Origin of the sequence: Micromonospora sp. HUAS YX12 (assembly GCF_040215685.1) — a bacterium.
Taxonomy (GTDB): Bacteria; Actinomycetota; Actinomycetes; order Mycobacteriales; family Micromonosporaceae; genus Micromonospora; species Micromonospora tulbaghiae.
In genome coordinates this window covers 564556-589030 of the sequence record NZ_CP157974.1, presented here as the reverse complement: position 1 = coordinate 589030, position 24475 = coordinate 564556, and the positions used below count along the sequence as shown (strand labels likewise).

Below are 24475 nucleotides of genomic sequence, written 5' to 3'. Positions count from 1 at the left end.
GGAATGAGCGCAAACGGGGGCACCAAGGCGATCGTCGCCGCCCTGGCGGCGAACCTCGGCATCGCCGTCACCAAGTTCATCGCGTTCGCGCTGACCGGCTCGTCGTCGATGCTTGCCGAGTCGATCCACTCGGTTGCCGACTCGGGCAACCAGGGCCTGCTGCTGCTCGGCGGGCGGCGGGCCAAGCGGCAGGCCACGCCGCAGCACCCGTTCGGGTACGGCCGGGAGCGCTACATCTACGCGTTCATCGTGGCGATCGTGCTGTTCAGCCTCGGTGGCCTGTTCGCGCTCTACGAGGCGTACCACAAGGCGTCCGACCCGCACCCGATCGACAACTGGCAGTGGGTGCCGGTGACGGTGCTGGTCGCGGCGATCGTGATGGAGAGCTTCTCCTTCCGTACCGCGATCAAGGAGTCCAACCTGGTCCGGGGCAACCAGACCTGGGTCCGGTTCATCCGCCGGGCCAAGGCACCGGAGCTGCCGGTGGTGCTGCTGGAGGACTTCGGCGCCCTGGTCGGTCTGGTCTTCGCGTTGTTCGGCGTCGGCATCACGCTGATCACCGGCAACGGCATGTGGGACGCGGCGGGCACCGCGATGATCGGCGTCCTGCTCGTGGTCATCGCGGTCACGCTGGCGATCGAGACCAAGAGCCTGCTGCTCGGCGAGGGCGCCGAGCAGGGCGAGCTGGCCAAGATCGAGCAGGCCGTCACGAACGGTCCCGAGGTCGAGCGGATCATCCACATGAAGACGCTCTACCTCGGCCCGGAGGAGCTGATGGTGGCCGCGAAGATCGCCGTGCCGGCCTGGGAGACCGCCCACGACCTGGCGCGCGACATCAACGCGGTCGAGGCGCGGATCCGCCGCGAGGTGCCCGCCGCCCGGGTCATCTACCTGGAGCCGGACATCTACTCGCCGGAGGCCGAGCGGGCCGGCACCGGGCAGGCGGCGGACACCGCCGTCCCGGAGGCCTCGACCGGTACGGCCGGCGAGGTGGCCGGGCGGCCCGGGAGCTGACCGATGGAGTTGTTGCAGGGCCGGATCCGTGACTACGCCTGGGGCTCGCGCACCGCGATCGCCGAGTTGCAGGGGCGGCCGGTGCCGAGCGACGGGCCGGAGGCGGAGCTGTGGCTGGGCGCCCACCCGGGCGCCCCGGCCACCGTGCAGCGCGACGGCCGGGCGGTCAGCCTCACCGAACTGCTGGTGGCCGAGCCGGGCCACTGGCTGGGTGAGCGGCTGGTCGGCCGGTTCGGCACCCGGCTGCCGTTCCTGCTGAAGGTGCTCGCCGCCGACGCGCCGCTGAGTCTCCAGGCGCATCCGGACGCCGAGCAGGCCCGCGCCGGGCACGCCGCCGACGTGGGGCGGGTCAACTACGTGGACCCGTACCACAAGCCGGAGCTGCTGGTGGCGCTCTCGGAGTTCGACGCGCTGTGCGGCTTCCGTGACCCGGGGGAGTCGGCGGCGGCGATCGCCGCGTTCGGCGTACCCGCGCTGGAGCCTGTGGTGGCGGCGTTGCGCGACGGGCCGGCGGGGCTGCGGGAGGCGGTACGTCTGCTGTTGAGCTGTCCCCAGGCGGAGCGCGCCGGGCTGGTGGCGGCCGTGCTGGCGGCGGCGGAGGCCGGGCCGGCCTCGGCGGACGCCGAGCTGGTCCGCACGCTGGCGGCCGGCTATCCGGCCGACCCGGGTGTGGTGGTGGCGTTGCTGCTGCACCACGTCCGGCTGGCGCCCGGCGAGGGCATCTGGATGCCGGCCGGGAATCTCCACGCCTACCTGCGCGGCACCGGCGTCGAGATCATGGCGGCCAGTGACAACGTGCTGCGCGGCGGGCTGACCCCGAAGCGGGTCGACGTGGACGAGTTGCTGCGGGTGCTCCGGTTCGAGGTGCTGACCCAGCCGGTGCTGCGGCCGGAGCAGGTGGAGCCGGGGGTGCTGACCTGGCCGGTGCCGGTGGAGGACTTCGCGCTGCACCGGGTCGAGGTGGCCGCCGGGGCGCCGGGGGTGCGGCTGACGCTGCCCGGGCCGCGGGTGGTGCTCTGCCGGGCCGGGAAGCTGACCGTGGACGACGGCGTGGGCGTGGTCACGCTGGATGCGGGTCAGGCCGCGGTCGGCACGGCGGCCGGTGGCCCGCTGACGGTGGGTGGGGCGGGCGAGGCGTTCGTCGCCACTTGCGGCATGCACTGATCCGCGCAAGTCCGACTTTCCCGAAATGGCTTGACGGTCACGCTGCGTGGTGTGACTCTATGGGTACGCAGCGTTGTCGCGACGAAGGTCCGGTGACGTGCGGGGGAACCAAACCGGGGGGATGCGCGGGGCGGCCGGGCCGTGAGTGGAGACTCCGCTCACGACCGACCGCCCCGTGCGCTGTCCGCCGACCGGCCGATTGCGCGGCCGGCCAACCGGGCACGGGTCGAGTGGCCCGCGAGCGTAAGGTGGAAGGCTGCGCACCACCATCGTTCGACAGGAGCTTCCATGACCAGCACCCTCCCGGCGGCCTCCAGCGGCGCGTCGTCGCAGACCCGGCCGAGCACCCTCGCCGAGGGCGACTACAAGGTGGCGGATCTGTCGCTCGCCGCGTTCGGGCGCAAGGAGATCCGGCTCGCCGAGCACGAGATGCCCGGCCTGATGGCGATCCGGCGTGAGTTCGCCGAGGCCCAGCCGCTGGCCGGCGCCCGCATCACCGGTTCGCTGCACATGACCATCCAGACCGCCGTCCTGATCGAGACCCTGGTCGCGCTCGGCGCGCAGGTCCGCTGGGCGTCCTGCAACATCTTCTCCACCCAGGACCACGCCGCCGCGGCGGTCGTGGTCGGCCCCGAGGGCACCCCGGAGGCCCCGGCCGGCGTGCCGGTCTACGCCTGGAAGGGTGAGACGCTGCCGGAGTACTGGTGGTGCACCGAAATGGCTCTGACGTGGCCGGACGGCTCGGCTGGCGGAGCCGGCGGTGGCCCGAACATGATCCTGGACGACGGCGGCGACGCCACCCTGCTCGTCCACAAGGGCGCCGAGTTCGAGAAGGCCGGCGTCGTGCCGCCGGTCGAGTCCGCCGACTCCGAGGAGTACGCGGTCATCCTCGACCTGCTGCACCGCTCGCTGGCCGAGGACGGTCAGCGCTGGACCCGGATCGCCGCCGGCATCAAGGGCGTCACCGAGGAGACCACCACCGGTGTGCACCGTCTCTACGAGATGCACCGCGCCGGCACGCTGCTCTTCCCGGCCATCAACGTCAACGACTCGGTGACCAAGAGCAAGTTCGACAACAGGTACGGCTGCCGGCACTCGCTCATCGACGGCCTCAACCGCGCCACCGACGTGCTGATCGGCGGCAAGATGGCGGTCGTCATGGGCTACGGCGACGTGGGCAAGGGCTGCGCCGAGTCGCTGCGCGGCCAGGGTGCCCGGGTCGTGGTGACCGAGGTCGACCCGATCTGCGCGCTCCAGGCGGCGATGGACGGCTACCAGGTCGCCACGCTCGACGACGTGGTGGAGAAGGCCGACATCTTCATCACCGCGACCGGCTGCTACGACGTCATCACCAACGAGCACATGGCCCGGATGAAGCACCAGGCCATCGTGGGCAACATCGGCCACTTCGACAACGAGATCGACATGGCCGGCCTGGCCAAGCGCAGCGACGTGACCCGGGAGAACATCAAGCCGCAGGTCGACGTGTGGCGCTTCGACGACGGCCACGCCATCATCGTGCTCTCCGAGGGCCGCCTGCTGAACCTGGGCAACGCGACCGGCCACCCGAGCTTCGTGATGTCGAACTCGTTCGCCAACCAGACGATCGCCCAGATCGAACTGTTCACCAAGACCGAGGAATACCCGATCGGCGTCTACGTGCTGCCCAAGCACCTGGACGAGAAGGTGGCCCGGCTGCACCTGGACGCGCTCGGCGCGAAGCTGACCACGCTGACCAAGGAGCAGGCCGCCTACCTGGGCGTCTCCCCGGAGGGCCCGTTCAAGCCGGACCACTACCGCTACTGAGTTCCACGCTCCCGGAGGGACCGGGGTCGGCCGCCGCGCGGCCGACCCCGGTCCCTCTCCGCGTACGCGACGCCGCCGACTGGTGGGGGCGGGGGCTGTTCGCCTGAGCCCGGCTCAGCGGCGTACCGGATCGGGGCCCGGGTCCGGGACCGCGGACCGCAACCGGCCGGTGGCCGGCGCGGCGGGACGCAGGGCGGCCGTCGCGACGGCGTGCGGCACGGTGGCCGGGGCCGGGACCAGCTCCGGCCAGAGCGTGGCGGTGACCGTCCGGGCGCGGCCCAGCCGGAGCGCGGCCCGGCGTCCCCGCTCGGCCAGCACTGCGGACAGGTAGACCCAGTCCGGCGCGGACCACGGCGGAGGCGGCGAGGTGACCGCCGCGACCTCCGCCCACAGCGCCCGGCCGAGCCGGGAGCGGTCCGGCTCGGCGAGCTGAGGCAGCCGGTCCAGGTACTGCCGGGCGGCCAGCGCCAGCCCGTCGTCGAACCGGGTCAGGTCGAGCGTGGCCGCCCAGGCCAGCAGCGGCGGCGGAGCCGGCGGCAGCGGCCGCCACAGCGCGGCGCCTCGGCTGTGCACCACGAGCGTGCCGGCGACCAGGTCGCCCAGCCGCCGGCCGCGCGGGTCGGTGAGCATCACCGTGACGCTCGCGACCCAGCTCAGCAGCGGCAGCACCAGACCGGGCCACTCCACCGCGACGCCGACGAGTGCCCGGGTCAGCGACTGGCCCACCCCCACCGGGCCGCCGTCGGCCCGCACCACGCGCAGCCCCACTGCGAGCTTGCCCACCGTCCGGCCACCGGCGAAGCGTTCCATCATCACCGGATAGCCGAGCAGGACCAGCACCAGCAGCACGGTCTGGAGCGCGCCGGCCAGCGCGGCGTCGAGGAAGTCGCCCAGCAGGGCGAGCGCCACCATCGCCAGCACTGCGCCGAGCAGCAGGAACAGCACGAGCTGGATCACGGCGTCGATCAGCAGGGCGAGCACCCGGGAGCCCAGCCGGGCCACCCGGACGTCCAGCTCCACCGCCTCGCCGCTGACCAGACCGGCGTCGGCCCAACGGGGCGGTGGGGGAGGTTGCGCGCGCACCCCGACAGTGAACACCATGGACGCCGAACGGGGGAGGGTGAGTGGATCTCGACGCGTACGTGGCCGAGCACGGCGCCGAATGGCGGCGGCTGGAACACCTGACCGGCCGGCGTCGCCTCGACGCGGCCGAGGTCGACGAACTGGTGGCGCTCTACCAGCGCAGCGCCACGCACCTCTCCGCGCTGCGCGCCCGGGCACCCGAGCCGGCGCTGGTGAACCGCCTGTCCCACCTGGTCCTCGCGGCCCGGGCCCGGGTCACCGGCCGGCCCCGGCTGTCCTGGGCGGCGGTGGGCCGGTTCCTGGCCGCCGACCTGCCCGCCGCCCTCTACCGGGCCTGGCCCTGGTGGTGCGGCGTGGCCACGGCGTTCAGCGCCCTGAGCGCCTTCCTCATCTGGTTCGTCGCCGGCAACCCCGACACCGCTGCCGCGTTCGTCGGCCCCGAGGCGGCGCGGCAGCTCGTGGACTCCGGCTTCGCCGGCTACTACACCGAGTTCGCCGCGCCCACGTTCGCGTTCCACCTGTGGACGCACAACGCCTGGCTGGCCGCCCAGTGCCTGGCCGCCGGCGTGCTCGTGGTCCCGGTGCTCTGGCTGCTGTGGCAGAACGCGCTCAACATCGGCGTGGTCGGCGGCGTGATGATCTCCTATGGCCGGGCGGACGTCTTCTTCGGCATGATCACCCCGCACGGGCTGCTGGAGCTGACCGGCATCTTCGTCGCCGCCGGGGTCGGACTGCGGACCGCCTGGGCGTGGATCGCCCCGCCCGCGCACCTCGGGCGCGGCCGGGCGGTCGCCGAGGCGGGACGGCTCGCCGTCGTGGTCGCGGCCGGCCTGGTCGGCGTCTTCGCGGTCTCCGCGCTGATCGAGGCGTTCGTGACCCCGGCGCCGGTGCCGGTCGCGCTGCGGGTGGCCGCCGGCGCCGCGGTGTGGCTGGCGTTCCTGGCGTACGCGCTGGTGCTCGGCCGGCGCGCGGTCAGAGCTGGCCGAGGGACTTGAGCCGCAGATAGGTGTCGGCGACGGCCGGGGCCAGCCGGTGCCCCGGTACGTCCACCACAGTCACGCCGTAGCGCGACAGGGCGGCGCGTACCCGATCCCGTTCGGCCAGCGCCCGCCACGCCGACGCGGCCGCGTACGGGTCGTCCGGGCCGGCCGGGGTGGCAGTGGCGAGCCGGTTCAGCACCGGGTCGCCGGCCGCGGCCAGCACCACCCGGTGCCGGGCGGCCAGCCGGGGCAGCACCGGCAGCAGCCCGTCGCCGATCGCGCCCGCCTCCAGCGCGGTGAACAGCACCACCAGGCTGCGCTGCCGCTCCCGGCGCAGCACCTCGGCGGCGATCAGCTCGAAGTCGGTCTCAGCCAGCGCGGGCTGCAACGGCGCCACCGCGTCGACCAGCCGGGCGAGCAGCGCCGGACGGCCGCTGCCGGTCACCCGGGCCCGGATCTCGGTGTCCGCCGCCAGCAGGTCCACCCGGTCACCGGCGCGGGCGGCGAGCGCGGTGAGCAGCAGCGCCGCGTCGATGGCGGTGTCCAGCCGGGGCTCGTCGCCGAGGCGTACCGCCGACGTGCGGCCGGTGTCCAGGACGCAGACCAGGCGCCGGTCCCGCTCCGGGCGCCAGGTGCGCACCAGCACGTCGGCCCGGCGGGCGCTGCCCCGCCAGTCGATCGAGCGGACGTCGTCGCCCACCGCGTACTCGCGCAGCGTGTCGAACTCGGTGCCGTGACCGCGCCCCCGGGTGACCTGCACACCGTCGATGACCCGCAGCCGGGCCAGCTTCTCCGGCAGGTGCCGGCGGGAGTCGAAGCGGGGCAGCACCCGCAGCGTCCACTGCGGCGTGGCGGGCGCTCCGGCGCGTTGCCGGGCGCCCAGGCGCATCGGCCCGAGCGACCGTACGGTCAGCGCCACCGCCGGCCGGTCGCCGCGCCGGGTCGGGGTGAGCCGGACCGGCAACGTGGCGGTGCCACCGGGCGGCACCGTGAGCAGGCGATCCGGCGGCACGTCCGGGCGTGCCCCGGCCGAGGGCACCCAGGCGTCGCGTACCTGGGCGTGGAGCGTGCGGTCGGTGGGGTTGGCCAGGTGCAGCGTGACGGTGGCGGTGCCACCGAGGCGGACCGTCCGCTCCCCGGACCGGGTCACCGTGAGCGCGTCCGGCGGGACCGCCATCGCCCGGTCGAGCAGCACCAGCAGCAGCACCGCCGCGGTCAGCACGGCGACGCCGAGGAACGGCGCCGGCCAGGCCGGCAGGGTCAGCGCGCCCGCGCCGAGCAGCAGACCCGCCCGCCAGGTCATCGCGGCGTCGGCACGGTGGCCAGCACCGAGTCCAGCACCGCGTCCACGGTGACGCCCTCCAGTTCCGCCTCCGGACGCGGACGCAGCCGGTGCCGCAGCGTCGGACGGGCGACCGCCTTGACGTCGTCCGGGGTGACGTGGTCGCGGCCGGCCAGCCAGGACCACGCCTTGGCGGCGTTCAGCAGCGCGGTGGCGCCCCGGGGGGAGGCGCCCAGCTCCAGCGCCGGGGCGGCCCGGGTGCCCCGGCACAGGTCCACGATGTAGCCGAGCACCGGCTCGGCCACGTACACCGCCCGCACCTCGGCCCGGGCGGCGGCCAGGTCCGCGGCGCCGGCAACCGGGCGTACGCCGGCGGCACGAAGGTCGCGCGGGTCGAAGCCGGCGTGGTGCGCGCGCAGCACGCCCAGTTCCTCCTCGCGCTCCGGCAGCGGCACCGTCAGCTTGAGCAGGAAGCGGTCGAGCTGCGCCTCGGGCAGTGGGTAGGTGCCCTCGTACTCGACCGGGTTCTGGGTGGCCACGACGATGAACGGGTCGGGCAGCGAACGGCGCTCGCCGTCGACGGAGACCTGCCGCTCCTCCATCACCTCCAGCAGCGCGGACTGCGTCTTCGGCGGGGTCCGGTTGATCTCGTCGGCGAGCAGCAGGTTGGTGAAGACCGGCCCCTCCCGGAACGTGAACGCGGCGGTGCGCTGGTCGAAGATCAGCGAGCCGGTGACGTCGCCGGGCATCAGGTCCGGGGTGAACTGCACCCGCTTGGCGTCCAGGTCGAGCGCGGCGGCCAGCGTCCGGACCAGCAGCGTCTTGGCCACCCCCGGTACGCCCTCCAGCAGCACGTGCCCCCGGCAGAGCAACGCGATCACCAGGCCGGTGACCACGGCGTCCTGCCCGACGACGGCCTTTGCCACCTCGGCACGCAGCCGGTGCAGGGCGGCGCGGGCGCCGGACGGGGCGGTGGTCGTGACGGGTCCGGTCACCGGGGGTCTCCTTCGCTGGGATGCGGGGCCAGGGTACGGGTCAGGGCGTCCAGTTCGCGGGCCAGCTCCAGCAGCTCGCGGTCGGTCTCCGGGGCGGGGCCGTAGAGCAGGCCGGCCACCCGTTCCGGATCGGCGCCGGCGCGCTCGGCGACCCGGGCGGCCACCTCGTCGTCGGGCGTGTCCGGGGGCAGGTTGAGCCGGGTCGTCAGCCGGTCCAGCGCGGCGGCGCGCAGCGTCCCGGCGACGGTGTCCCGGGCGCCCGCCCGGCGGTAGAGCCGTGCCCGGCCGCGTACCGTCTCGGCGGACCGGACGGTCACCGGCAGCGGCTCCGACACGGGCGGCCCGAGCCGGCGGGCCCGCCACAGCACCACGAGCAGGCCGGCCAGGGCGAGCTGCACCAGGAGGGCCCAGAACCACTGCGGGAAGGCGCCCCAGAGCGGGTTCTCCCGCGGCGGGTCGGCGCGCTCGGGCGGATCGGGCCGTTCCGACCGGCCGCTGCCGGCCGGGGCGGGTTCCTCGGTGAACGGTTCCGGGGACCAGCTCGGGCGCGTCGGGGCCGGCGCCGGCTCGGGCAGGTCGAGCCAGACCAACGGGCGTCCGCCGCCGAGCAGGCCGGTGGCGAGTGCCTCGTTGCCCCACTCACCGATCCGGTCGTTGCGGAACGGGTCGCTGGCACCGGCCAGCACCACCTCGACCCGGCCGGGAACGCGCAGCAGCGCGCCGCCGTAGCACTGGTCGACCTCGGCCGGTCCGGCGTAACGCTTCAGGTCGATCGCGGCCGTGCCGGCCCGTACCGCCTCGGGCAGCGGGCACGGCCTGCCGTCGGCGTCCGGCGGCACCGCCCGGGCGGCCCAGCGCCCGCCGGCCGGTTCGACCGGGGTGTCCAGCTCGGCGAGCACCCGCCGGGAGGGCTCGACCAGCACCAGCCGGCTGCCCGGCGGCAGGGTGGTCAGCCCGTCGAGCAGGTCCGGGTGCACCAGCCCGGGCGCGGGCACGAACAGCGTGCTCGGCTCGGCCCCGGCGGTACGCAGCGCCGCCGCCAGGTCCGTCTCGCGGCGCACCGGCACGCCCTGCGTCCGCAGCGCCTCGGCGAGCCGGCTGGCGCCGTCGTCGTCGGTGGCGACCGGGGACAGGAAACCGGGCTCGTCCGCGTCGGGCCGGTCGACCGCGCGCAGCACGAGCGTGGTCACGATCAGCAGCACGGCGAGCCCGAGCGGGACGAGCAACCGGTACGGGCGACGGCGCGGCACCGCAGTGGCCGCCGCCGTCGTCGTGGTCTCCGGTACGACTGCGGCGGTCACCGCGGCTCCTCCCCGGTCAGCACGCGACTCAGGTCGGTGGCGAGTTCACGCATCCGCCGGTCGTGCGCGGCGGTGGCGGGGCGCTGGGCGTACCAGAGGTCGGAGAAGATTGACCCGGCCGCGTGCAGCGTCGGCCGGACCTGCGGCCGGGTGCGGGCCGCCGCCTCGGTCAGCTCGACGACGGTGAGCCCGGGGCGGGGTTCCACCACCTGCTGGACGACCAGCAGCCGGACCATCTCGCGCAGCCGCTCGCGCACCGCCTCGGCGTACCGGCCCTCGGCCGCCAGCCGGTCGGCCAGCCCGAGCCCGCCGGCCGGCACGGCTTCCGGGATCCGGGGCGCGGGCAGGCGCACGGCCGGCGGGTCGGTGCGCGCTCGGCGGGCACGCCGCCGGGGGCGCCGGAACCGGGGCAGGCGGAACCGGGGCAGCCGTGGGCGCCGCAGCCGTGGGAACGTGAACCGGGGCAACCGGCGGGGCACCCAGGCCGGGAAGAAATACCAGCTCAGCGCCACCATCAGCGCGACCGCCAGCAGGATCAGCGCGGCCAGCGGCAGCGGCACCACGTCACCGAGGGCCGCGACCGTCTCGGTCCACCACCGGCTCACCGGTGTGCCGCCAGCAGGACCGGCTCGGGCACGCCGGCCGGCGCGCGGGAGAGCCGGATGTCCAGCCCCTCGGTGCGGATCCGGGTCTCCAGGTGCAGCACCGCGTCGAGGCAGGCGAGCGCCGGGTACGCCAGCGCGTTCACCGCGGTGAAGGCGGCGATCGTCACCGGCAGCGCCCAGGCGGAGACGTCGAACAGGCCCAGCATGTTCAGGCCCTGGTAGAGGCCCAGCCCGATGCCGAGCCGGATCAGCCACCAGCCCAGGTAGCCCAGCAGCCGGATCGCGGCGGCCCGCGCGCCGACCCGGCCGGCCAGGCGTACCGCCCGCCAGGGCGCCAGATGCGCGGGCACCCCGTCCAGCACCAGCACCGGCACCACCAGGCCGAGCAGCGCGTACGCCGGGAACCAGCCCGGCCCGGTCAGCCCGGCGGCGGCGACGGTCATCCCGACCAGGACGGCGGCCGGCAGCGTCGCGCCGGGCCGGGCGCCGCGCAGCAGCTCCGACGGTGCGGGACGGCGCCCCAGCAGCGCCGCACCGGCGCCGCGTGCGGCCGGGGCGCCGAGCAGCGCGATGATCGCGGCCTCGGTGCCCGCGCCGGCCGCCAGCAGCAGCCAGTACGCGGGAAGGGAGTCGCCGAACTCCGCCGGCCACCAGTACGGCGGTTCGGTCCCGGCGAGCATCCGCAGCGGGTGGAGCACCGCCTGTTCGGCGAGGGCCAGCAGGAGGGCGAGCGGTACGAGCACCCGGGCCTGGTCGCGCAGCAGCAGCACGGCCGCGTCGAGCAGTTCGCCGACGGTCAGCGGACGGCGCGGCAGCACCGCGGTCGGGCCGGCGTCGGGCACGCGTACTCCTGGGCGGGGCGAGCGGAGGTGGCGGGCGGGGCGACGCCCGGGGATCATGGTTGCACGGCGGGTCCGCATCCGGTGGACCCGTCCGACCCGGCGCGCCACGCTGGGCGGCCACGCCGACTGCGGTGGTGCACCGGGCCGCTCGGCGCTACGGTGCCGTGGAGACGCCGAACACTCCAGACGAACGGGGATGGAACGATAAACCCCATGAGAGCCCGGGTACTGGTGGTCGACGACGACCCCGCCCTCGCCGAGATGCTCGGCATCGTCCTGCGCAGCGAGGGCTTCGTGCCGTCCTTCGTCGCGGACGGAGAACGGGCACTGGCCGCGTTCCGGGACAGCCGGCCCGACATCGTCCTGCTCGACCTGATGCTGCCCGGCATGAGCGGCATCGACGTGGCCCGGGCCATCCGGGGCGAGTCCGGCGTGCCGATCGTGATGCTGACCGCCAAGAGCGACACCGTCGACGTGGTGCTCGGGCTGGAGTCCGGCGCCGACGACTACGTGGTCAAGCCGTTCAAGCCCAAGGAGCTGGTGGCCCGGATGCGGGCCCGGCTGCGCCGGGGCGAGGACGTGGCGCCGGAGATGCTGACCATCGGCCCGCTCGGCAACCAGATCACCATCGACGTGCCGGCCCACACGGTCAGCCGCGACGGCGAGGAGGTGAAGCTGACGCCGCTGGAGTTCGACCTGCTGGTCGCGCTCGCCCGCAAGCCGCGCCAGGTCTTCACCCGCGAGGTGCTGCTGGAGCAGGTCTGGGGCTACCGCCACGCGGCGGACACCCGCCTGGTCAACGTGCACGTGCAGCGGCTGCGCGCCAAGATCGAGCCGGATCCGGAGCGACCCGAAATCATCCTCACCGTGCGGGGCGTGGGCTACAAGGCAGGCACCGGATAGCCTGGTCAGCACTGTGGTGACCACCCCGCTGCCCGACCCGCCGACCGCCGCGTCCCGCCGGCTCCACGCCGTGCGGGCGCTCTGGCTCGCCCTGACCGGCCGGGGTGCCCGGCTGGTGGCAGCGGTGCACCAGGCGTGGCGGCGGTCGCTCCAGGTCCGCGTGGTCACCATCACGCTGGTGGCGTCGAGTCTGCTGGTGGGCGGTTTCGCCTACCTGATCGCCGACAAGATCACGAGCATCCTGCTGGAGAACGCCGAGACCGACGTGCGGCTGCGGCTGAGCAACGGCAGCGAGTACGCGGCCAAGCAGTTCAACCTCTACAGCCAGCCGCAGGAGGCGCAGCTCCAGAACACCATCGACGGCACTGTGAACTACCTGGCCGGCGGAGACCCCACCCAGACCAGCGGCGTGGTGGTGGCGATCACCGCCGACAACTTCGCCGAGTTCATCGAGCCGCGTACCACGCCCGACGTGCCGGTGGGCGCGGTGATCGGCGACGAGCTGCGGGCCACGGTCGCCTCCGGCAAGGTCGCGCACCAGATCCGTACCGGCTCGCTCGGTGGCGAGCGGACGAAATACCTGGTCTACGGCTCCCCGGTGCCCACCAAGTTCGGGCAGGTCGAGCTCTACTACCTCGTACCCCTGGCCCGGCAGGACGCGACGGCGGCCGACGCCCGGGCCACGGTGGTCGCGACCGGCGTCGCGCTGGTGCTGCTGCTCGGCCTGCTGGCCGCGCTGGTCACCCGCCTGGTGGTGACGCCGGTACGGGTGGCCGCGCGCACCGCGCAGCGGCTCTCCGCCGGTCTGCTCGACCAGCGCATGGTGGTCTCCGGCGAGGACGACCTCGCCCTGCTGGCCGCCTCGTTCAACCAGATGGCGACGAACCTGCAACGGCAGATCCTCCGGCTGGAGGAGATGTCCCGGCTGCAACGCCGGTTCACCTCCGACGTCTCGCACGAACTGCGGACACCGCTGACCACGGTACGGATGGCCGCCGACCTGATCTTCGCCGAGCGCGACGAGTTCGATCCCGCGGTGGCCCGCAGCGCCGAGCTGCTCCAGGCCGAGCTGGACCGGTTCGAGGAACTGCTCACCGACCTGCTGGAGATCAGCCGGTTCGACGCCGGTTTCGCGGTGCTGGACAGCGAGCCGACCGACCTGGTGCCGGTGGTGCACCGGGTGACCGAGCGGCTGGCCGGGCTGGCCGAACGGGTCGGGGTGACCATCGAGCTGGACCTGCCGGACACTCCGGTGATCGCCGAGGTCGACCCGCGCCGCGTCGAGCGGGTGCTGCGCAACCTGGTCGGCAACGCGGTCGAGCACGGCGAGGCCAAGCCGGTACGGATCACCCTGGGCCAGGACCAGAGCGCGGTGGCGATCACCGTGCGGGACCACGGCGTCGGCCTCAAGCCGGGGGAGGAGAAGCTGGTGTTCAACCGCTTCTGGCGGGCCGACCCGTCGCGCGCCCGGCAGACCGGCGGCACCGGGCTGGGCCTGTCGATCAGCCTGGAGGACGCCCGCCTGCACGGCGGCTGGCTGGAGGCGTGGGGCGCGCCGGGGCAGGGCGCGCAGTTCCGGCTCACCCTGCCCGCCCGGGCCGGGGACCGGCTCACCACCTCCCCGCTGCGGCTGGTGCCGGCCGACGCCACGGTGCCGTTCGGCGGCCCCCGCGACGGCGGGCTGCCCGCCATCGGGCCCGGCGGTGGCGTCGCGGCGCTGACCGCCGGACCGGCCGGCGGCGACCACGCGGAGGCGCGGCCGTGAACCGCCGCGTCCTGGCCCTGCTGCTGACCGGCGCGCTGCTGCCGGCCGCGCTCACCGGATGCGGCATCCCCGACCAGACAGACGTGCAGGTGGACGGCTCGGTGCCGGCCGCCGAGTCCGGGGCGCTCAACGGCAGCCCGGCCCGGCCGCCCGAACCGGCCGACAGCAGCGAGCCGGTGCCGTTCATCGAGAACTACCTGCGGGCCGCCGCCGCCGGGGAACGCGACCAGGCGTACGCCCGGGCCCGGAAGTTCCTCGCCGCGGAGGCCCGCGACCTGCTTCCCGGCAAGCCGCAGACCAGCGAGGTCGAGCTGACGGTGGTGCGGCTGCGGGAGAAGCCGGAGAGCACGCCGCCCAACAACCAGGGCACCAGCACCGTGACGCTCAAGGTGCAGCAGGTGGGCGTGCTGCGCGCCGACGGCACGCTCGGCCCGCCGGTGGCGAGCGAGACGCAGTACGTCTTCGAGCTGCGCCGGGCCGAACCGGCCGGTACCGGCCTGCTGATCACCGAGCTGCCGAACGTGCTGCTGGCGAGCGACTCGGCGATGCGCGAGTACTACCGTCCCCGCACCGTCTACTTCTGGAACACCGACCTGACCCGGCTGGTGCCGGACCAGCGCTACCTGCCCTCCTCGGCGCCGACCGAGCGCCGGATCACCGAGGTGATGAAGTGGCTGGCCGACCGCCCGTCGGACTGGCTGGCCCCCGGCGTGACCGGGCTGCCCGACGGCACCCAGCTGATCAACAACGCGACCGGCGCGGACGGCCACTGGGAGATCAACCTCAACATGCCGGGCGCCAACGAGCAGCGGCTGACCCGGCTCGGCACCCAGCTGGCGTGGTCCCTGTCGGACCTGGACGGCCAGGTCGACCTGAAGATCCAGAACCAGAAGCGGCTCACGGTCGACCTGAGGCGCGAGCGCGTCTCCACAGCCGCCTATCCACGCGGCGGCGATCCGATGCGGTTCGCCGTCTACGACGGCGCCGTCCGCCCCCTCGCGTTCGGCACCGAGTCGCGGGCCGCCGTGCCGCTGCCGCCCGCGGAGAACCGCAACGTGGTCTCCGCGTCGCTCGCCCGCGACGACGACCAGGTGCTCGCCGCGCTCGTGGTGACCGGGTCGGACAACCGCAGGCGGCTCAAGGTGGGCACCGGCCCGGAACCGGTCGCCGTGCTCAGCCCCGGCGACCGTACGTTCCGGGCGATGAGCCGTCCCACCTGGCTGCGGTCGCTGAACAAGGCCCGCCCGGCCGGTCTGGTGGCGGCGGACGGCCGGCTCTACCGGTTCGACGGCGCGGGCCGGATGAGCGAGATCCCGCTGTCCGTTCCCGGGCCGGTGACCGCTGTGGCCGGTTCCCTCGACGGTCACCGGATCGCGCTGGCCTCCGGCGGCGCGGTCTTCGTCGCCGCGGTGAGCGTCGACGGCGGCGTGGTCAGCCTCGGGCAGCCCCGCCGGGTGACCACGCTGCTCACCGGCGTGACGGTGGTGGACTGGGTGGCGGAGAACGAACTGGCGCTGGCTGGCAACGAGGCGGACCGGCGCTCGGCGATCCACCAGCTCAGCGTCGACGGCGCCTGGGAGACCCCGCTGGCGGTGGAGATCGGTGCCCCGGTGACCCAGCTCGCCGGGTATCCGGGCGGCGGTGACCGCGGCCTGGCCGCGTTCTCGTTCATGTTCGAGACGGACGGCGCGGCCTGGCGGAACAACCCGTTCGACTACGTCAAGCGGGAGCAGGTGCTCGACGTCCCGTCGGGCAGCCGGGCGACCAACCCGACCGCACCGTTCTTCCTCTACTGAGCCGCCCGTGCGTGACCTGGGCGGGCTCTGGTCGGACCTGACCGACCTGGTGCTGCCCGCCGGGTGCGCGGGCTGCGGCGCGGGATCGGTACGGCTGCGGCAGGGCTTCTGCCCCGGCTGCGTGCGGGAGCTGGAGTCGCTGCGTCCCGCCCCTGCCCGGCCCGATCCGGCTCCGCCCGGCCTGCCGCCCTGCGTCGCGCTCGGCCCGTACGGCGGCGCGTTGCGCGAAGGGCTGCTGGCGTACAAGGAACGGGGCCGGCACGGGCTGGCCCGGCCGCTGGGCGCGCTGCTCGCCGAGGTGGTCGCGGCGGCGGCGGGGCCACCCGGCCCGGTGACGCTGGTGGCGGTGCCCGACACCGCCCGCGCCGCCCGGGCCCGCTACGGCGATCACCTGGACCGGCTGGTCCGGCCGGCGGCGGCCCGGTTGCGCGCGGCCGGCTGGCCGGTACGCGTGCTGCGCCCACTGCGTGCGCTGCCCCGGACCGACTCGGTGGCGTTGGACAGCACCGGGCGGGCCGCCGCGGCCGAGACGGCGTTCCGCTTGCGCCGCCCGCTCACCGGACAGCGGCCGGGGGAGAGCGTCGTGCTGCTCGACGACATCGTCACCACCGGCGCCACGCTGGCGGCGGTGAGCCGGATGTTGCACCGCGCGGGAATGACGCCAAAGGTCGCGGCGGTGCTCGCCGCAACGCAAAAGCGGCACCGTCGGTGACGCTTCGTGTATCCGTTTCACCACAAGGTGTATGAGCTGTTAAATTTCGCGACCGCCTTCGGCAACCAGGGGTGACGGGTGGCCGTACAGGAGTTAGCGTTTCGGTGTCGGGGGTAGTGAGTGTCAAACCTTCCCCTGGCACTGGAAGGAGGCGTAGCCGAACAACACCGGTCGACGCCGAGCGGGGCCCTCCCGGGTGCGTCGGCCGGATGATCCGGACCGAACGACCGTCCGAACAAGGGAGGTCACGTGGACATCGTGGTCAAGGGCCGTAACGTCGAAGTGCCGGACCATTACCGGGTGCACGTAGCCGAGAAGCTCGCGAAGATCGAACGCTACGACCAGAAGCTCATTCGCGTGGACGTCGAGTTGTTCCACGAGCGCAATCCACGTCAGGCGGACACCTGCCAGCGGGTGGAGATCACGTGCGTGACGCGCGGCCCGGTGATCCGGGCCGAGGCCTGCACGAACGACTTCTACAGCGCGCTCGACGCCGCAATCGCCAAGCTGGACACGCGATTCCGCCGCGCGGCGGACCGTCGCCGGGTACACCGCGGGCGGCACGCGCCGATCTCCGTGGCCGCCGCGACCGCCGGCCTGCCGGTGGCCGATCTCGACGGCCCGGGGTTGGCGGCGCTCGACGGCCACGGCACCGCCACGGCGGTCGCCGAACGCCCCGACGAGAGCGGCTACACCGAACCCGACGACCAGCCGTGGCACATCGCCCGGGCGAAGGTCCACCCCGCCGAACCGATGACCGTCGACGACGCGCTGTTCCAGATGGAACTGGTCGGCCACGACTTCTACCTGTTCCAGGACAAGGAGTCCGGCCGCCCGAGCGTGGTCTACCGGCGGCACGCGTACGACTACGGGATCATCCAGCTCGGCACGTGACCCCTTGACCGGCGAGGACGGACCCCCGCGCGGGGTCCGTCCTCAGTTCTCGTCGGCGGCCAGGCGGCCGTAGACCACGGAGTCGACGCGGGTGCCGTCCGGGCCGGGCAGCCGGCCGCGCAGCAGCCCCTCCCGCCGGAAGCCGGCCCGCTCCAGCACCCGCTGCGAGGCGACGTTGTCCGGCCGGGTGCCGGCCCACAGCCGGGCCACCCCGATACCGAACGCCCACCCCGCGACCAGCCGGACCGTCCGGGCCGCCAGCCCGCGCCCGCGCGCCTCGGGCAGCAGGCTGTAGCCGATCATGGCCTGCCCGGTGGCCGGCTCGTCGTAGAACAACGCGCAGCCACCGGTGACAGTGCCGGTGGCCGCGTCGAGGATCGCCAGGTCGGCGGCCTCGCCGGCCAGCCAGCGGCTCGCCGCGAGCCGGCAGCGACGCGCGAGCGCCGCCCGCTCCGGCGGTGCCGGCGGCACCCGGTTCGCCACCACCTCCGGCAGCGAGTGCAGCCGGAACAGCGCGTCCGTGTCCGCCGGCTCCACCGGGCGCAGCGTCACCACGCCGTCGGTGAGCCGGCCGTCCGGCAGGTCCGGCAGCAGGCGGGCGACCGGCCCGGGCGGGTCGTCGGCCAGCCGCACCCAGGCGATCAGATCCTGGCGTACGCCGTCGCCGTCCGTGCCCGCCGCCCGGCGTACGCCCTCGTGCCGGTAACCGCAGGCCAGTGCGATGCGCTGGCTCGCCACGTTGTCGACGCGGGTGAGCAGTTCCAGCCGGGCCGCCCCGGCGGCGAACGCCCGCTCGGTCAGCAGCCGGGTGGCGGCGGTGGCCACGCCCCGGCCGCGCGCCGCCGGTCCCACCCAGTAACCGATCTCGTACATGGCCCGCTCCGCGCTGAGCCGGGTCAGCCCGATGCTGCCGAGCAGCCGGTCGGTGGCCGGGTCGGCGATCGTGTACGCCGCTCCGCCCGCCGCCCACGCCGCGGGCGCGCCCTCGGTGATCCACCAGCGGGCGGCGTCGGCGTCGTACGGGTCGGGGAGCAGGGGCATGAACCGGCGGGTCTCCGGATCGGCGCATCCGGCCACCACGTCGGGCACGTCCGCGAGGTGGCACGGCCGCAGCCGTACGCCGTACCCCTCGATCGTCTCCGGGGTCACGCCAGGTCGCCCGGCAGCAGCGCGCCGATCCAGACGTCCTGCCGCTCGCCGCGGTGCTGGACGCCGCCGCGCAGCGTGCCCTCGACGGTGAAGCCGGCCTTCTCGGCGGCCCGCCGCGAGGCGGTGTTGCCCACGTTCGCCCGCCACTCGATCCGGGCCAGGCCGAGCGTGGTGAAACCCCAGGCGCACACCGCGGCGAGCGCGGCCGGCAGGTAACCCCGGCCGCGGGCGTGCGGCGCGGTCATGTAGCCCACGTCGGCCACCAGCGGGTCGTTCGGCAGCAGGCGCAGGTCGACCGAGGCGACGTAGCGGCCGTCCGGGTCGGCGACGGCGAACGTCACGGCCGTGCCCCGGGCCCAGGCCGGGCGCACCAGGTCGCGCAGGAAGCCCTCGGCGTGCTCCGGCCGGTACGGGTGCGGCACTGTGGTCCAGCGGACGGTCTGCTCGTCCTGGCAGGTGCGGGTCACCTCGGTCAGGTCGCGTTCCTCCAGTGCACGCAGCCGCAGCTCGGTGTCACCGGCGGTGGCGAACAGGACCGGCTGCGGCCGGCCGAAGACCGCCGCCCGGCGGGCCTGGAGCGTGTCCGGGCCGTAGGGGACCGGGGCGCCGGGCGCCGCCAGCTCGGCCGGGAACAGGGAGCCGATCCAGCCCTCCGGACGGCCGCCGGGGCTGGGGTGGGCCAGCCGCAGCTCACCGTCGATCCGGAAGCCGGCGCGCAGCGCGACCAGCCGGGAGGCGTGGTTGCCGATCTCGGCCTGCCAGGTGAGCCGGTTCAGCTTGAGCGCGTCGAACGCCCAGCGGGCGAGCGCGCGGACGGCGCGGACCGCGACGCCCCGGCCCCGGGCCCACGGCGCGGTCCAGTAGCCCACCTCGGCCGAGTCCAGCGCGCGGTCGACGGAGACCAGGCCGATCGAGGCGAGCAGTTCACCGGTGCCGGCGTCGCAGACCGCGAACTGCGCCGCGGTGCCCTCGGCCCAGGCGGTGGCGCTGATCGCGGTGACGAACTCGGTCGCGTGCTCCGGCAGGTACGGGCGAGGTACGGTGGTCCAGCGCTGGATGTCCGGATCCTGGCAGGCGCGGTACACCGGGTCGGCGTCCTCCGCGCGCCACGGGCGCAGCAGCAGGCCGTCCTCGATGATCTCCACAGGCTCCATTCGAGCCATCGTGCCGGATCGTTCGCGCACGGCGTAACCCGATTAGCGGCCGGTGGCGCACGGTCGCGGCGTTATGTCGGGTTCCGGAGCCCGGACCGCCGCCACCAGTGACCATCGTCGCGTCGGAGCGCCTACGATGGTTCGAGACCGTCTAGGGGAGCGTTGATCCGTGTCGATTCTGGAAAAGTTCCTTCGCGCCGGCGAGGGCCGCATGGTGCGTCGGCTGAAGGCCATCGCTGCCGCCGTCAACTCGATCGAGGACGACTACGTCAACCTCAGCGACGACGAGCTGCGCGCCATGACCGACCAGTTCAAGGAGCGGCTCGAGGATGGCGAGACCCTCGACGACCTGCTGCCCGAGGCGTTCGCGGTGTGCCGGGAAGCCGCCTCGCGGGTGCTCGGCCAGCGCCCCTACGACGTCCAGGTGATGGGTGGCGCGGCGCTGCACTTCGGCAACATCGCCGAGATGAAGACCGGTGAGGGCAAGACGCTCACCTCGGTCATGCCGGTCTACCTGAACGCGCTCGCCGGCAAGGGCGTGCACGTGATCACGGTGAACGACTACCTGGCCGAGCGCGACGCCGCCTGGATGGGCCGCGTCCACGAGTTCCTCGGCCTGCGCGTCGGCGTGGTGCTGCCCAACCGGCCCGCCAGCGAGCACCGCGCGGCCTACGAGTGCGACATCACCTACGGCACCAACAACGAGTTCGGCTTCGACTACCTGCGCGACAACATGGCCTGGTCGAAGGACGAGCTGGTCCAGCGCGGCCACTTCTTCGCCGTGGTCGACGAGGTCGACTCGATCCTGATCGACGAGGCGCGTACCCCGCTGATCATCTCCGGTCCGGCCGAGCACTCCGCCCGGTGGTACCAGGAGTTCGCCGCCATGGTGGCCCGGCTCCAGCCCGGCACCGACGGCGAGGGCGACTACGAGGTCGACTACGCCAAGCGCACCATCGCGATCACCGAGCGCGGCGTGGCCAAGGTGGAGGACCGCCTGGGCATCGACAACCTGTACGAGTCGGTGAACACCCCGCTGGTCGGCTACCTGAACAACGCGATCAAGGCCAAGGAGCTCTACAAGCGCGACAAGGACTACATCGTCAGCGACGGTGAGGTCCTGATCGTCGACGAGTTCACCGGCCGCATCCTGCACGGCCGCCGCTACAACGAGGGCATGCACCAGGCGATCGAGGCCAAGGAGGGGGTGGAGATCAAGCAGGAGAACCAGACGCTCGCCACCATCACCCTCCAGAACTACTTCCGCCTCTACGAGAAGCTCTCCGGCATGACCGGTACCGCCCAGACCGAGGCGGGCGAGTTCAACAAGGTCTACAAGGTCGGCGTCGTGACCATCCCGACGCACCGGCCGATGGTCCGGCTCGACCGGCCCGACGTCATCTACAAGACCGAGAAGGCCAAGTTCAACGCCGTCGTCGAGGACATCGCCGAGCGGCACGTGCAGGGCCAGCCGGTGCTGGTCGGCACCGTCTCGGTGGAGAACTCCGAGATCCTGTCGCACATGCTGCGCCGCCGCGGCATCCCGCACTCGGTGCTGAACGCGAAGTTCCACGCCAAGGAGGCGGAGATCGTCGCGCAGGCCGGGCGCAAGGGCGCGGTCACCGTCGCGACGAACATGGCCGGCCGCGGTACGGACATCCTGCTCGGCGGCAACCCCGAGTTCCTCGCCGCGAACGAGCTGCGCCAGCGCGGGCTCGACCCGGTCGAGCAGCCGGAGGAGTACGCCAAGGCGATGGAGGAGATCCTCCCGACCTGGAAGCAGGCGTGCGACGTCGAGGCGGAGGAGGTGGCCGCCGCCGGTGGGCTCTACGTGCTGGGCACCGAGCGGCACGAGTCCCGCCGGATCGACAACCAGCTGCGCGGTCGCGCCGGCCGGCAGGGTGACCCGGGCGAGTCCCGCTTCTACCTGTCGCTCCAGGACGAGCTGATGAAGCGCTTCCGGGCCGGCGCGGTCGAGGCGGTGATGGACCGCTTCAACATCCCGGAGGACGTGCCCATCGAGTCGAAGATGGTCACCCGCCAGATCAGGAGCGCCCAGGCCCAGATCGAGGGCCAGAACGCCGAGATCCGCAAGAACGTCCTCAAGTACGACGAGGTGCTGAACAAGCAGCGCCAGGTGATCTACGCCGAGCGCCTCCGGGTGCTCAACGGCGAGGACCTGTCCGACCAGGTCCGCAACATGATCGACGACGTGCTGTCCGCGTACGTGGTCGGCGCGACGAGCGACGGCTACGCCGAGGACTGGGACCTCGACCAGCTCTGGTCCAGCCTGAAGCAGCTCTACCCGGTCGGCGTCACAGTCGAGGAGCTGGAGGAGGAGGTCGGTTCCCGCTCCGGCATCGACCAGGACTTCCTGCTCGCCCGCCTGAAGGAGGACGCGCACGCCGCGTACGACAGGCGTGAGGAGAACCTCGGCGAGGAGGCGGTGCGCCAGCTCGAGCGCATGGTCCTGCTCCAGGTGATCGACCGTAAGTGGCGCGAGCACCTCTACGAGATGGACTACCTCCAGGAGGGCATCAGCCTGCGGGCGTACGCCCAGCGCGACCCGGTCATCGAGTACCAGCGCGAGGGCTTCGACATGTTCGCCTCCATGATGGACGGCATCAAGGAGGAGACGGTCGGCTTCCTCTACAACCTGGACGTGCAGGTCGAGGAGGCGGAGCCGGAGGCCGAGGAGGTGGCACTGCTGGAGAAGCCGGTGGAGATCCGGGCCAAGGGTCTCAACCGCGCGCCGCAGCAGCAGGGCCTGCAATACTCCGCGCCCGCCGTGGACGGCGAGGCCGGCCGGGGTGCCCCGGTGATCGAGCGGCCCGAGCAGCAGGCCCCGGCGCTCGGCATCGGCCAGCAGTCCTCGGAGCGCCCGGCCGCCTCCACGCCGCGCCGTACCCCGGGTGCGGCGGCCGGGGCGAGCGGCCAGGCGGTCGCCGCGAGCACCGCCCGGCGGGCCGCGCCCGGCCAGGTCGACGGCGGCGAGGGCCCGTCCCGTAACGCGCCCTGCCCCTGTGGCTCGGGCCGCAAGTACAAGCGCTGCCACGGCTCACCCAACGGCGGCAACTGACCCCGAACAAGCGCCCCGACGGGCCCCGGCCTCCCGGCCGGGGCCCGTCGCCGTCCTCCCGTCCTCCCGTCCTCCCGTCCTCCCGTCCTCCCGTCCTCCCGTCCTCCCGTCCTCCCGTCCTCCCGTCCTCCCGTCCTCCCGTCCTCCCTCCCGCGCGCCCTCCCTCCCGTCCTCCCTCGCTCCCTCGCCGATCTTGCAGTTGCGGCCCCTGTTGTGACCGATTCATGCCGGAATCGGGGGTCCGAAAGTGCAAGACGCTTCTATGTGTGTGGTGATCGGTTCGGCTGGTTGCCGTTAGGGTTCGGCGTTGATGATCACTTGGGTGACTCTCTGGCGATCCGGCCGCTCGGGTTGCGGGTGTGCCTTGTGCAAGACCTGTCCCCGGGTGGTCGTCGGCGCCGGCCCGGCCCACCCTGCTGGCCTGATCAGAAGCCTGCCCGTGCGAGCACACGTGGCCCATCACAGATCTGCCGCCGTGGTGACTGCTTCCCGAGCCGACGCCGACTGTCCCGGTCGTCGCTGGTTAAGGAGCAACAATCCGAGATGGCAAGGATCGTAGAGCGGGTCGCGGATCGCTATGACGTGGTGGTGGGGGTGGATACCCACACCGATACGCATACCGCGGTCGTGGTGGACCGGCTCGGTGGGGTGTTGGCGCAGGTCACCGTGTCCACCGACCCGGACGGGTTGGCCCGGTTGCTGGACTTCGCCGTCGCGCAGACCCCGCCGCAGGGGCGGCGGTTGTGGGCGGTGGAGGGCACCCGGGCGCACGGTCAGGGGCTGTGCCGGCTGCTGACCGCTGCCGGTGAACCGGTCTGTGAGGCACCCAAACCCGCCGCCGCGTCCCGCCGTCGGGGCGGCAAGTCCGACCAGCTGGACGCGGTCGCTGCCGCCCACGCTGTGCTCGCCGCGCCCGCCGGACGCGTCACCGTGCCCCGCAGCGACGGGCCACGCGAGGCACTACGCCTGCTGCTGATCTGCCGCCGCCATCACACCGACGCCCGCACCGCCACGATCAACCTGGTCAAAGCGTTGATCCTGACCGCCGACGACACCCTGCGCCACACACTGCGCGGGCTGTCCACCACCACCCAGATCGCCCGCCTGGCCGCCCTCGACCTGCCCGAAACCACCGACCTGCCCCTCGAAGAGCACACCCGCCGCCGTGAACTGGCCACCCTCGCCCGGCAGATCCACATCCTCGACGCCGCGCTGGCCGACAACCACCGGCGCCTACGCACCCTCGTCAGCGAACTCTGCCCACCCCTGCTCGACCAACCCGGAGTCGGACCCGTCACCGCCGCGATCGCCCTGACCGCCTGGTCCCACCCCGGCCGCGTCCGCTCAGAAGCCGCCTACGCCACCCTCGCCGGCGCGGCCCCCATCCCCGTGGCCAGCGGCCGCACCGACCGACACCGCCTCAACCGCGGCGGCGACAGAACCCTCAACAGCGCCCTGCACACCATCGCCCTGACCCGCCGCCGCATCCACCCCGAAACCCGCGACTACATCACCCGACGCCGCGCCGAAGGCCGCACCACCAGAGAAATCACCCGCTGCCTCAAGCGCTACATCGCCCGACAGCTCTACCGCACCATCACCACCCACCACCGAACCCCTTGACAACTCCCACTCACAGATCGCGGGGTTTAGTGGGGTGGCGTTGGCGGAGATCCTCGTTCGGCTGGTTGCTGCGCGAGCCTCCCGTTAGGCGAGATTGGCGTTCTGCCTGGTGGGAGCGGTGGAGATCTTGGTAGGGAAGTGCCCCTATGGGGGCCGTTTGGTACCAAGATCTCGCCCGGCGCCCGGCGCCCGGCGTCCGGCGCCCGGCGTCCGGCGCCCGGCGTCCGGCGCCCGGCGTCCGGCGCCCGGCGCCCGGCGCCGGGTGACTACGCCGCTCACAGATCGGCGCGGGTGGCGGCGGCGCGTCGAGCCACGTCGGGGGGCGATG

The 24475-nt window shown here is 73.7% G+C and carries 19 protein-coding genes; 11 read left to right on the top strand and 8 right to left on the bottom strand.

The features are described 5' to 3' along the window. The first annotated feature begins 3 nt into the window (after positions 1–3). The 3 genes from ABIH81_RS02910 (at position 4) to ahcY (ending at position 3984) form a co-directional block, all read left to right on the top strand. Complete coding sequence (locus ABIH81_RS02910; protein WP_349878896.1) at positions 4–1014, top strand: cation diffusion facilitator family transporter; 1011 nt, start codon at positions 4–6, stop codon at positions 1012–1014. Between the two features lie 3 nt (positions 1015–1017). Next, a complete protein-coding gene (gene manA / locus ABIH81_RS02905; RefSeq protein WP_349878895.1) occupies positions 1018–2178 on the top strand; it encodes a mannose-6-phosphate isomerase, class I in 1161 nt (386 codons plus the stop codon). Between the two features lie 288 nt (positions 2179–2466). Continuing rightward, positions 2467–3984, top strand: coding sequence for an adenosylhomocysteinase (gene ahcY / locus ABIH81_RS02900; RefSeq protein WP_349878894.1), 1518 nt, complete (start codon positions 2467–2469; stop codon positions 3982–3984). Positions 3985–4098: 114 nt separating this feature from the next. Here ahcY and ABIH81_RS02895 read toward each other — a convergent pair whose 3' ends face one another. Then, positions 4099–5067 carry an RDD family protein gene (locus ABIH81_RS02895; protein WP_349878893.1) on the bottom strand — a complete coding sequence of 323 codons (969 nt, stop codon included), beginning with the start codon at positions 5065–5067 and terminating at the stop codon, positions 4099–4101. A 41-nt stretch (positions 5068–5108) separates the two neighbouring features. On the opposite strand from ABIH81_RS02895, the gene ABIH81_RS02890 reads away from it, so the two are divergent. After that, positions 5109–6062 carry a stage II sporulation protein M gene (locus ABIH81_RS02890; protein WP_349878892.1) on the top strand — a complete coding sequence of 318 codons (954 nt, stop codon included), beginning with the start codon at positions 5109–5111 and terminating at the stop codon, positions 6060–6062. Here the strand turns inward: ABIH81_RS02890 and ABIH81_RS02885 are convergent. The 5 genes from ABIH81_RS02885 to ABIH81_RS02865 are packed head-to-tail and all read right to left on the bottom strand — an operon-like array spanning position 6040 to position 11072. Next, on the bottom strand, positions 6040–7350 hold the full coding sequence (locus tag ABIH81_RS02885) for a DUF58 domain-containing protein (RefSeq protein WP_349878891.1): 1311 nt from the start codon (positions 7348–7350) through the stop codon (positions 6040–6042). The two genes, ABIH81_RS02890 and ABIH81_RS02885, sit on opposite strands and share 23 nt — an antisense overlap. Continuing rightward, positions 7347–8324, bottom strand: coding sequence for a MoxR family ATPase (locus ABIH81_RS02880; RefSeq protein ID WP_349878890.1), 978 nt, complete (start codon positions 8322–8324; stop codon positions 7347–7349). Before ABIH81_RS02880 ends, ABIH81_RS02885 begins: the two co-directional genes overlap by 4 nt. Beyond that, a complete protein-coding gene (locus ABIH81_RS02875; RefSeq protein WP_349878889.1) occupies positions 8321–9625 on the bottom strand; it encodes a DUF4350 domain-containing protein in 1305 nt (434 codons plus the stop codon). Before ABIH81_RS02875 ends, ABIH81_RS02880 begins: the two co-directional genes overlap by 4 nt. Next, a complete protein-coding gene (locus tag ABIH81_RS02870) occupies positions 9622–10230 on the bottom strand; it encodes a DUF4129 domain-containing protein (RefSeq protein ID WP_349878888.1) in 609 nt (202 codons plus the stop codon). Before ABIH81_RS02870 ends, ABIH81_RS02875 begins: the two co-directional genes overlap by 4 nt. Beyond that, on the bottom strand, positions 10227–11072 hold the full coding sequence (locus ABIH81_RS02865) for a hypothetical protein (protein ID WP_349878887.1): 846 nt from the start codon (positions 11070–11072) through the stop codon (positions 10227–10229). The genes ABIH81_RS02870 and ABIH81_RS02865 overlap by 4 nt, the downstream gene beginning before the upstream one ends. A gap of 213 nt (positions 11073–11285) precedes the next feature. Here ABIH81_RS02865 and mtrA point away from each other — a divergent pair, with 213 nt between their 5' ends. The 5 genes from mtrA to raiA all read left to right on the top strand — a co-directional run bounded on the left by mtrA (position 11286) and on the right by raiA (position 17142). Then, the gene (gene mtrA, locus ABIH81_RS02860) at positions 11286–11975 is read left to right on the top strand and encodes an MtrAB system response regulator MtrA (RefSeq protein ID WP_349878886.1); all 690 of its coding nucleotides are present in this window, start codon (positions 11286–11288) and stop codon (positions 11973–11975) included. A gap of 70 nt (positions 11976–12045) precedes the next feature. Next, positions 12046–13740 carry an MtrAB system histidine kinase MtrB gene (gene mtrB / locus ABIH81_RS02855; RefSeq protein WP_349880987.1) on the top strand — a complete coding sequence of 565 codons (1695 nt, stop codon included), beginning with the start codon at positions 12046–12048 and terminating at the stop codon, positions 13738–13740. Then, positions 13737–15536, top strand: coding sequence for an LpqB family beta-propeller domain-containing protein (locus ABIH81_RS02850; protein WP_349878885.1), 1800 nt, complete (start codon positions 13737–13739; stop codon positions 15534–15536). Before mtrB ends, ABIH81_RS02850 begins: the two co-directional genes overlap by 4 nt. 7 nt (positions 15537–15543) lie before the next feature. Then, entirely contained in the window at positions 15544–16248 is a 705-nt protein-coding gene (locus ABIH81_RS02845; protein WP_349878884.1) for a phosphoribosyltransferase family protein, read from the top strand. A gap of 249 nt (positions 16249–16497) precedes the next feature. Next, positions 16498–17142: a ribosome-associated translation inhibitor RaiA gene (raiA, locus tag ABIH81_RS02840; RefSeq protein WP_120571508.1), complete on the top strand. Its 645-nt coding sequence runs from the start codon at positions 16498–16500 to the stop codon at positions 17140–17142. 42 nt (positions 17143–17184) lie between these two features. Here the strand turns inward: raiA and ABIH81_RS02835 are convergent, their stop codons facing one another. Together ABIH81_RS02835 and ABIH81_RS02830 are read right to left on the bottom strand one after the other, a co-directional pair. Beyond that, positions 17185–18291 (bottom strand): GNAT family N-acetyltransferase, encoded by a 1107-nt coding sequence (locus ABIH81_RS02835; protein WP_349878883.1) that lies wholly within the window; start codon positions 18289–18291, stop codon positions 17185–17187. Continuing rightward, the gene (locus ABIH81_RS02830) at positions 18288–19445 is read right to left on the bottom strand and encodes a GNAT family N-acetyltransferase (RefSeq protein WP_349878882.1); all 1158 of its coding nucleotides are present in this window, start codon (positions 19443–19445) and stop codon (positions 18288–18290) included. Before ABIH81_RS02830 ends, ABIH81_RS02835 begins: the two co-directional genes overlap by 4 nt. Before the next feature lie 169 nt (positions 19446–19614). On the opposite strand from ABIH81_RS02830, the gene secA reads away from it, so the two are divergent. Beyond that, positions 19615–22524 carry a preprotein translocase subunit SecA gene (secA, locus tag ABIH81_RS02825; protein ID WP_349878881.1) on the top strand — a complete coding sequence of 970 codons (2910 nt, stop codon included), beginning with the start codon at positions 19615–19617 and terminating at the stop codon, positions 22522–22524. A gap of 543 nt (positions 22525–23067) precedes the next feature. Continuing rightward, on the top strand, positions 23068–24147 hold the full coding sequence (locus ABIH81_RS02820; RefSeq protein WP_349878880.1) for an IS110 family transposase: 1080 nt from the start codon (positions 23068–23070) through the stop codon (positions 24145–24147). Positions 24148–24475: the final 328 nt, after the last annotated feature.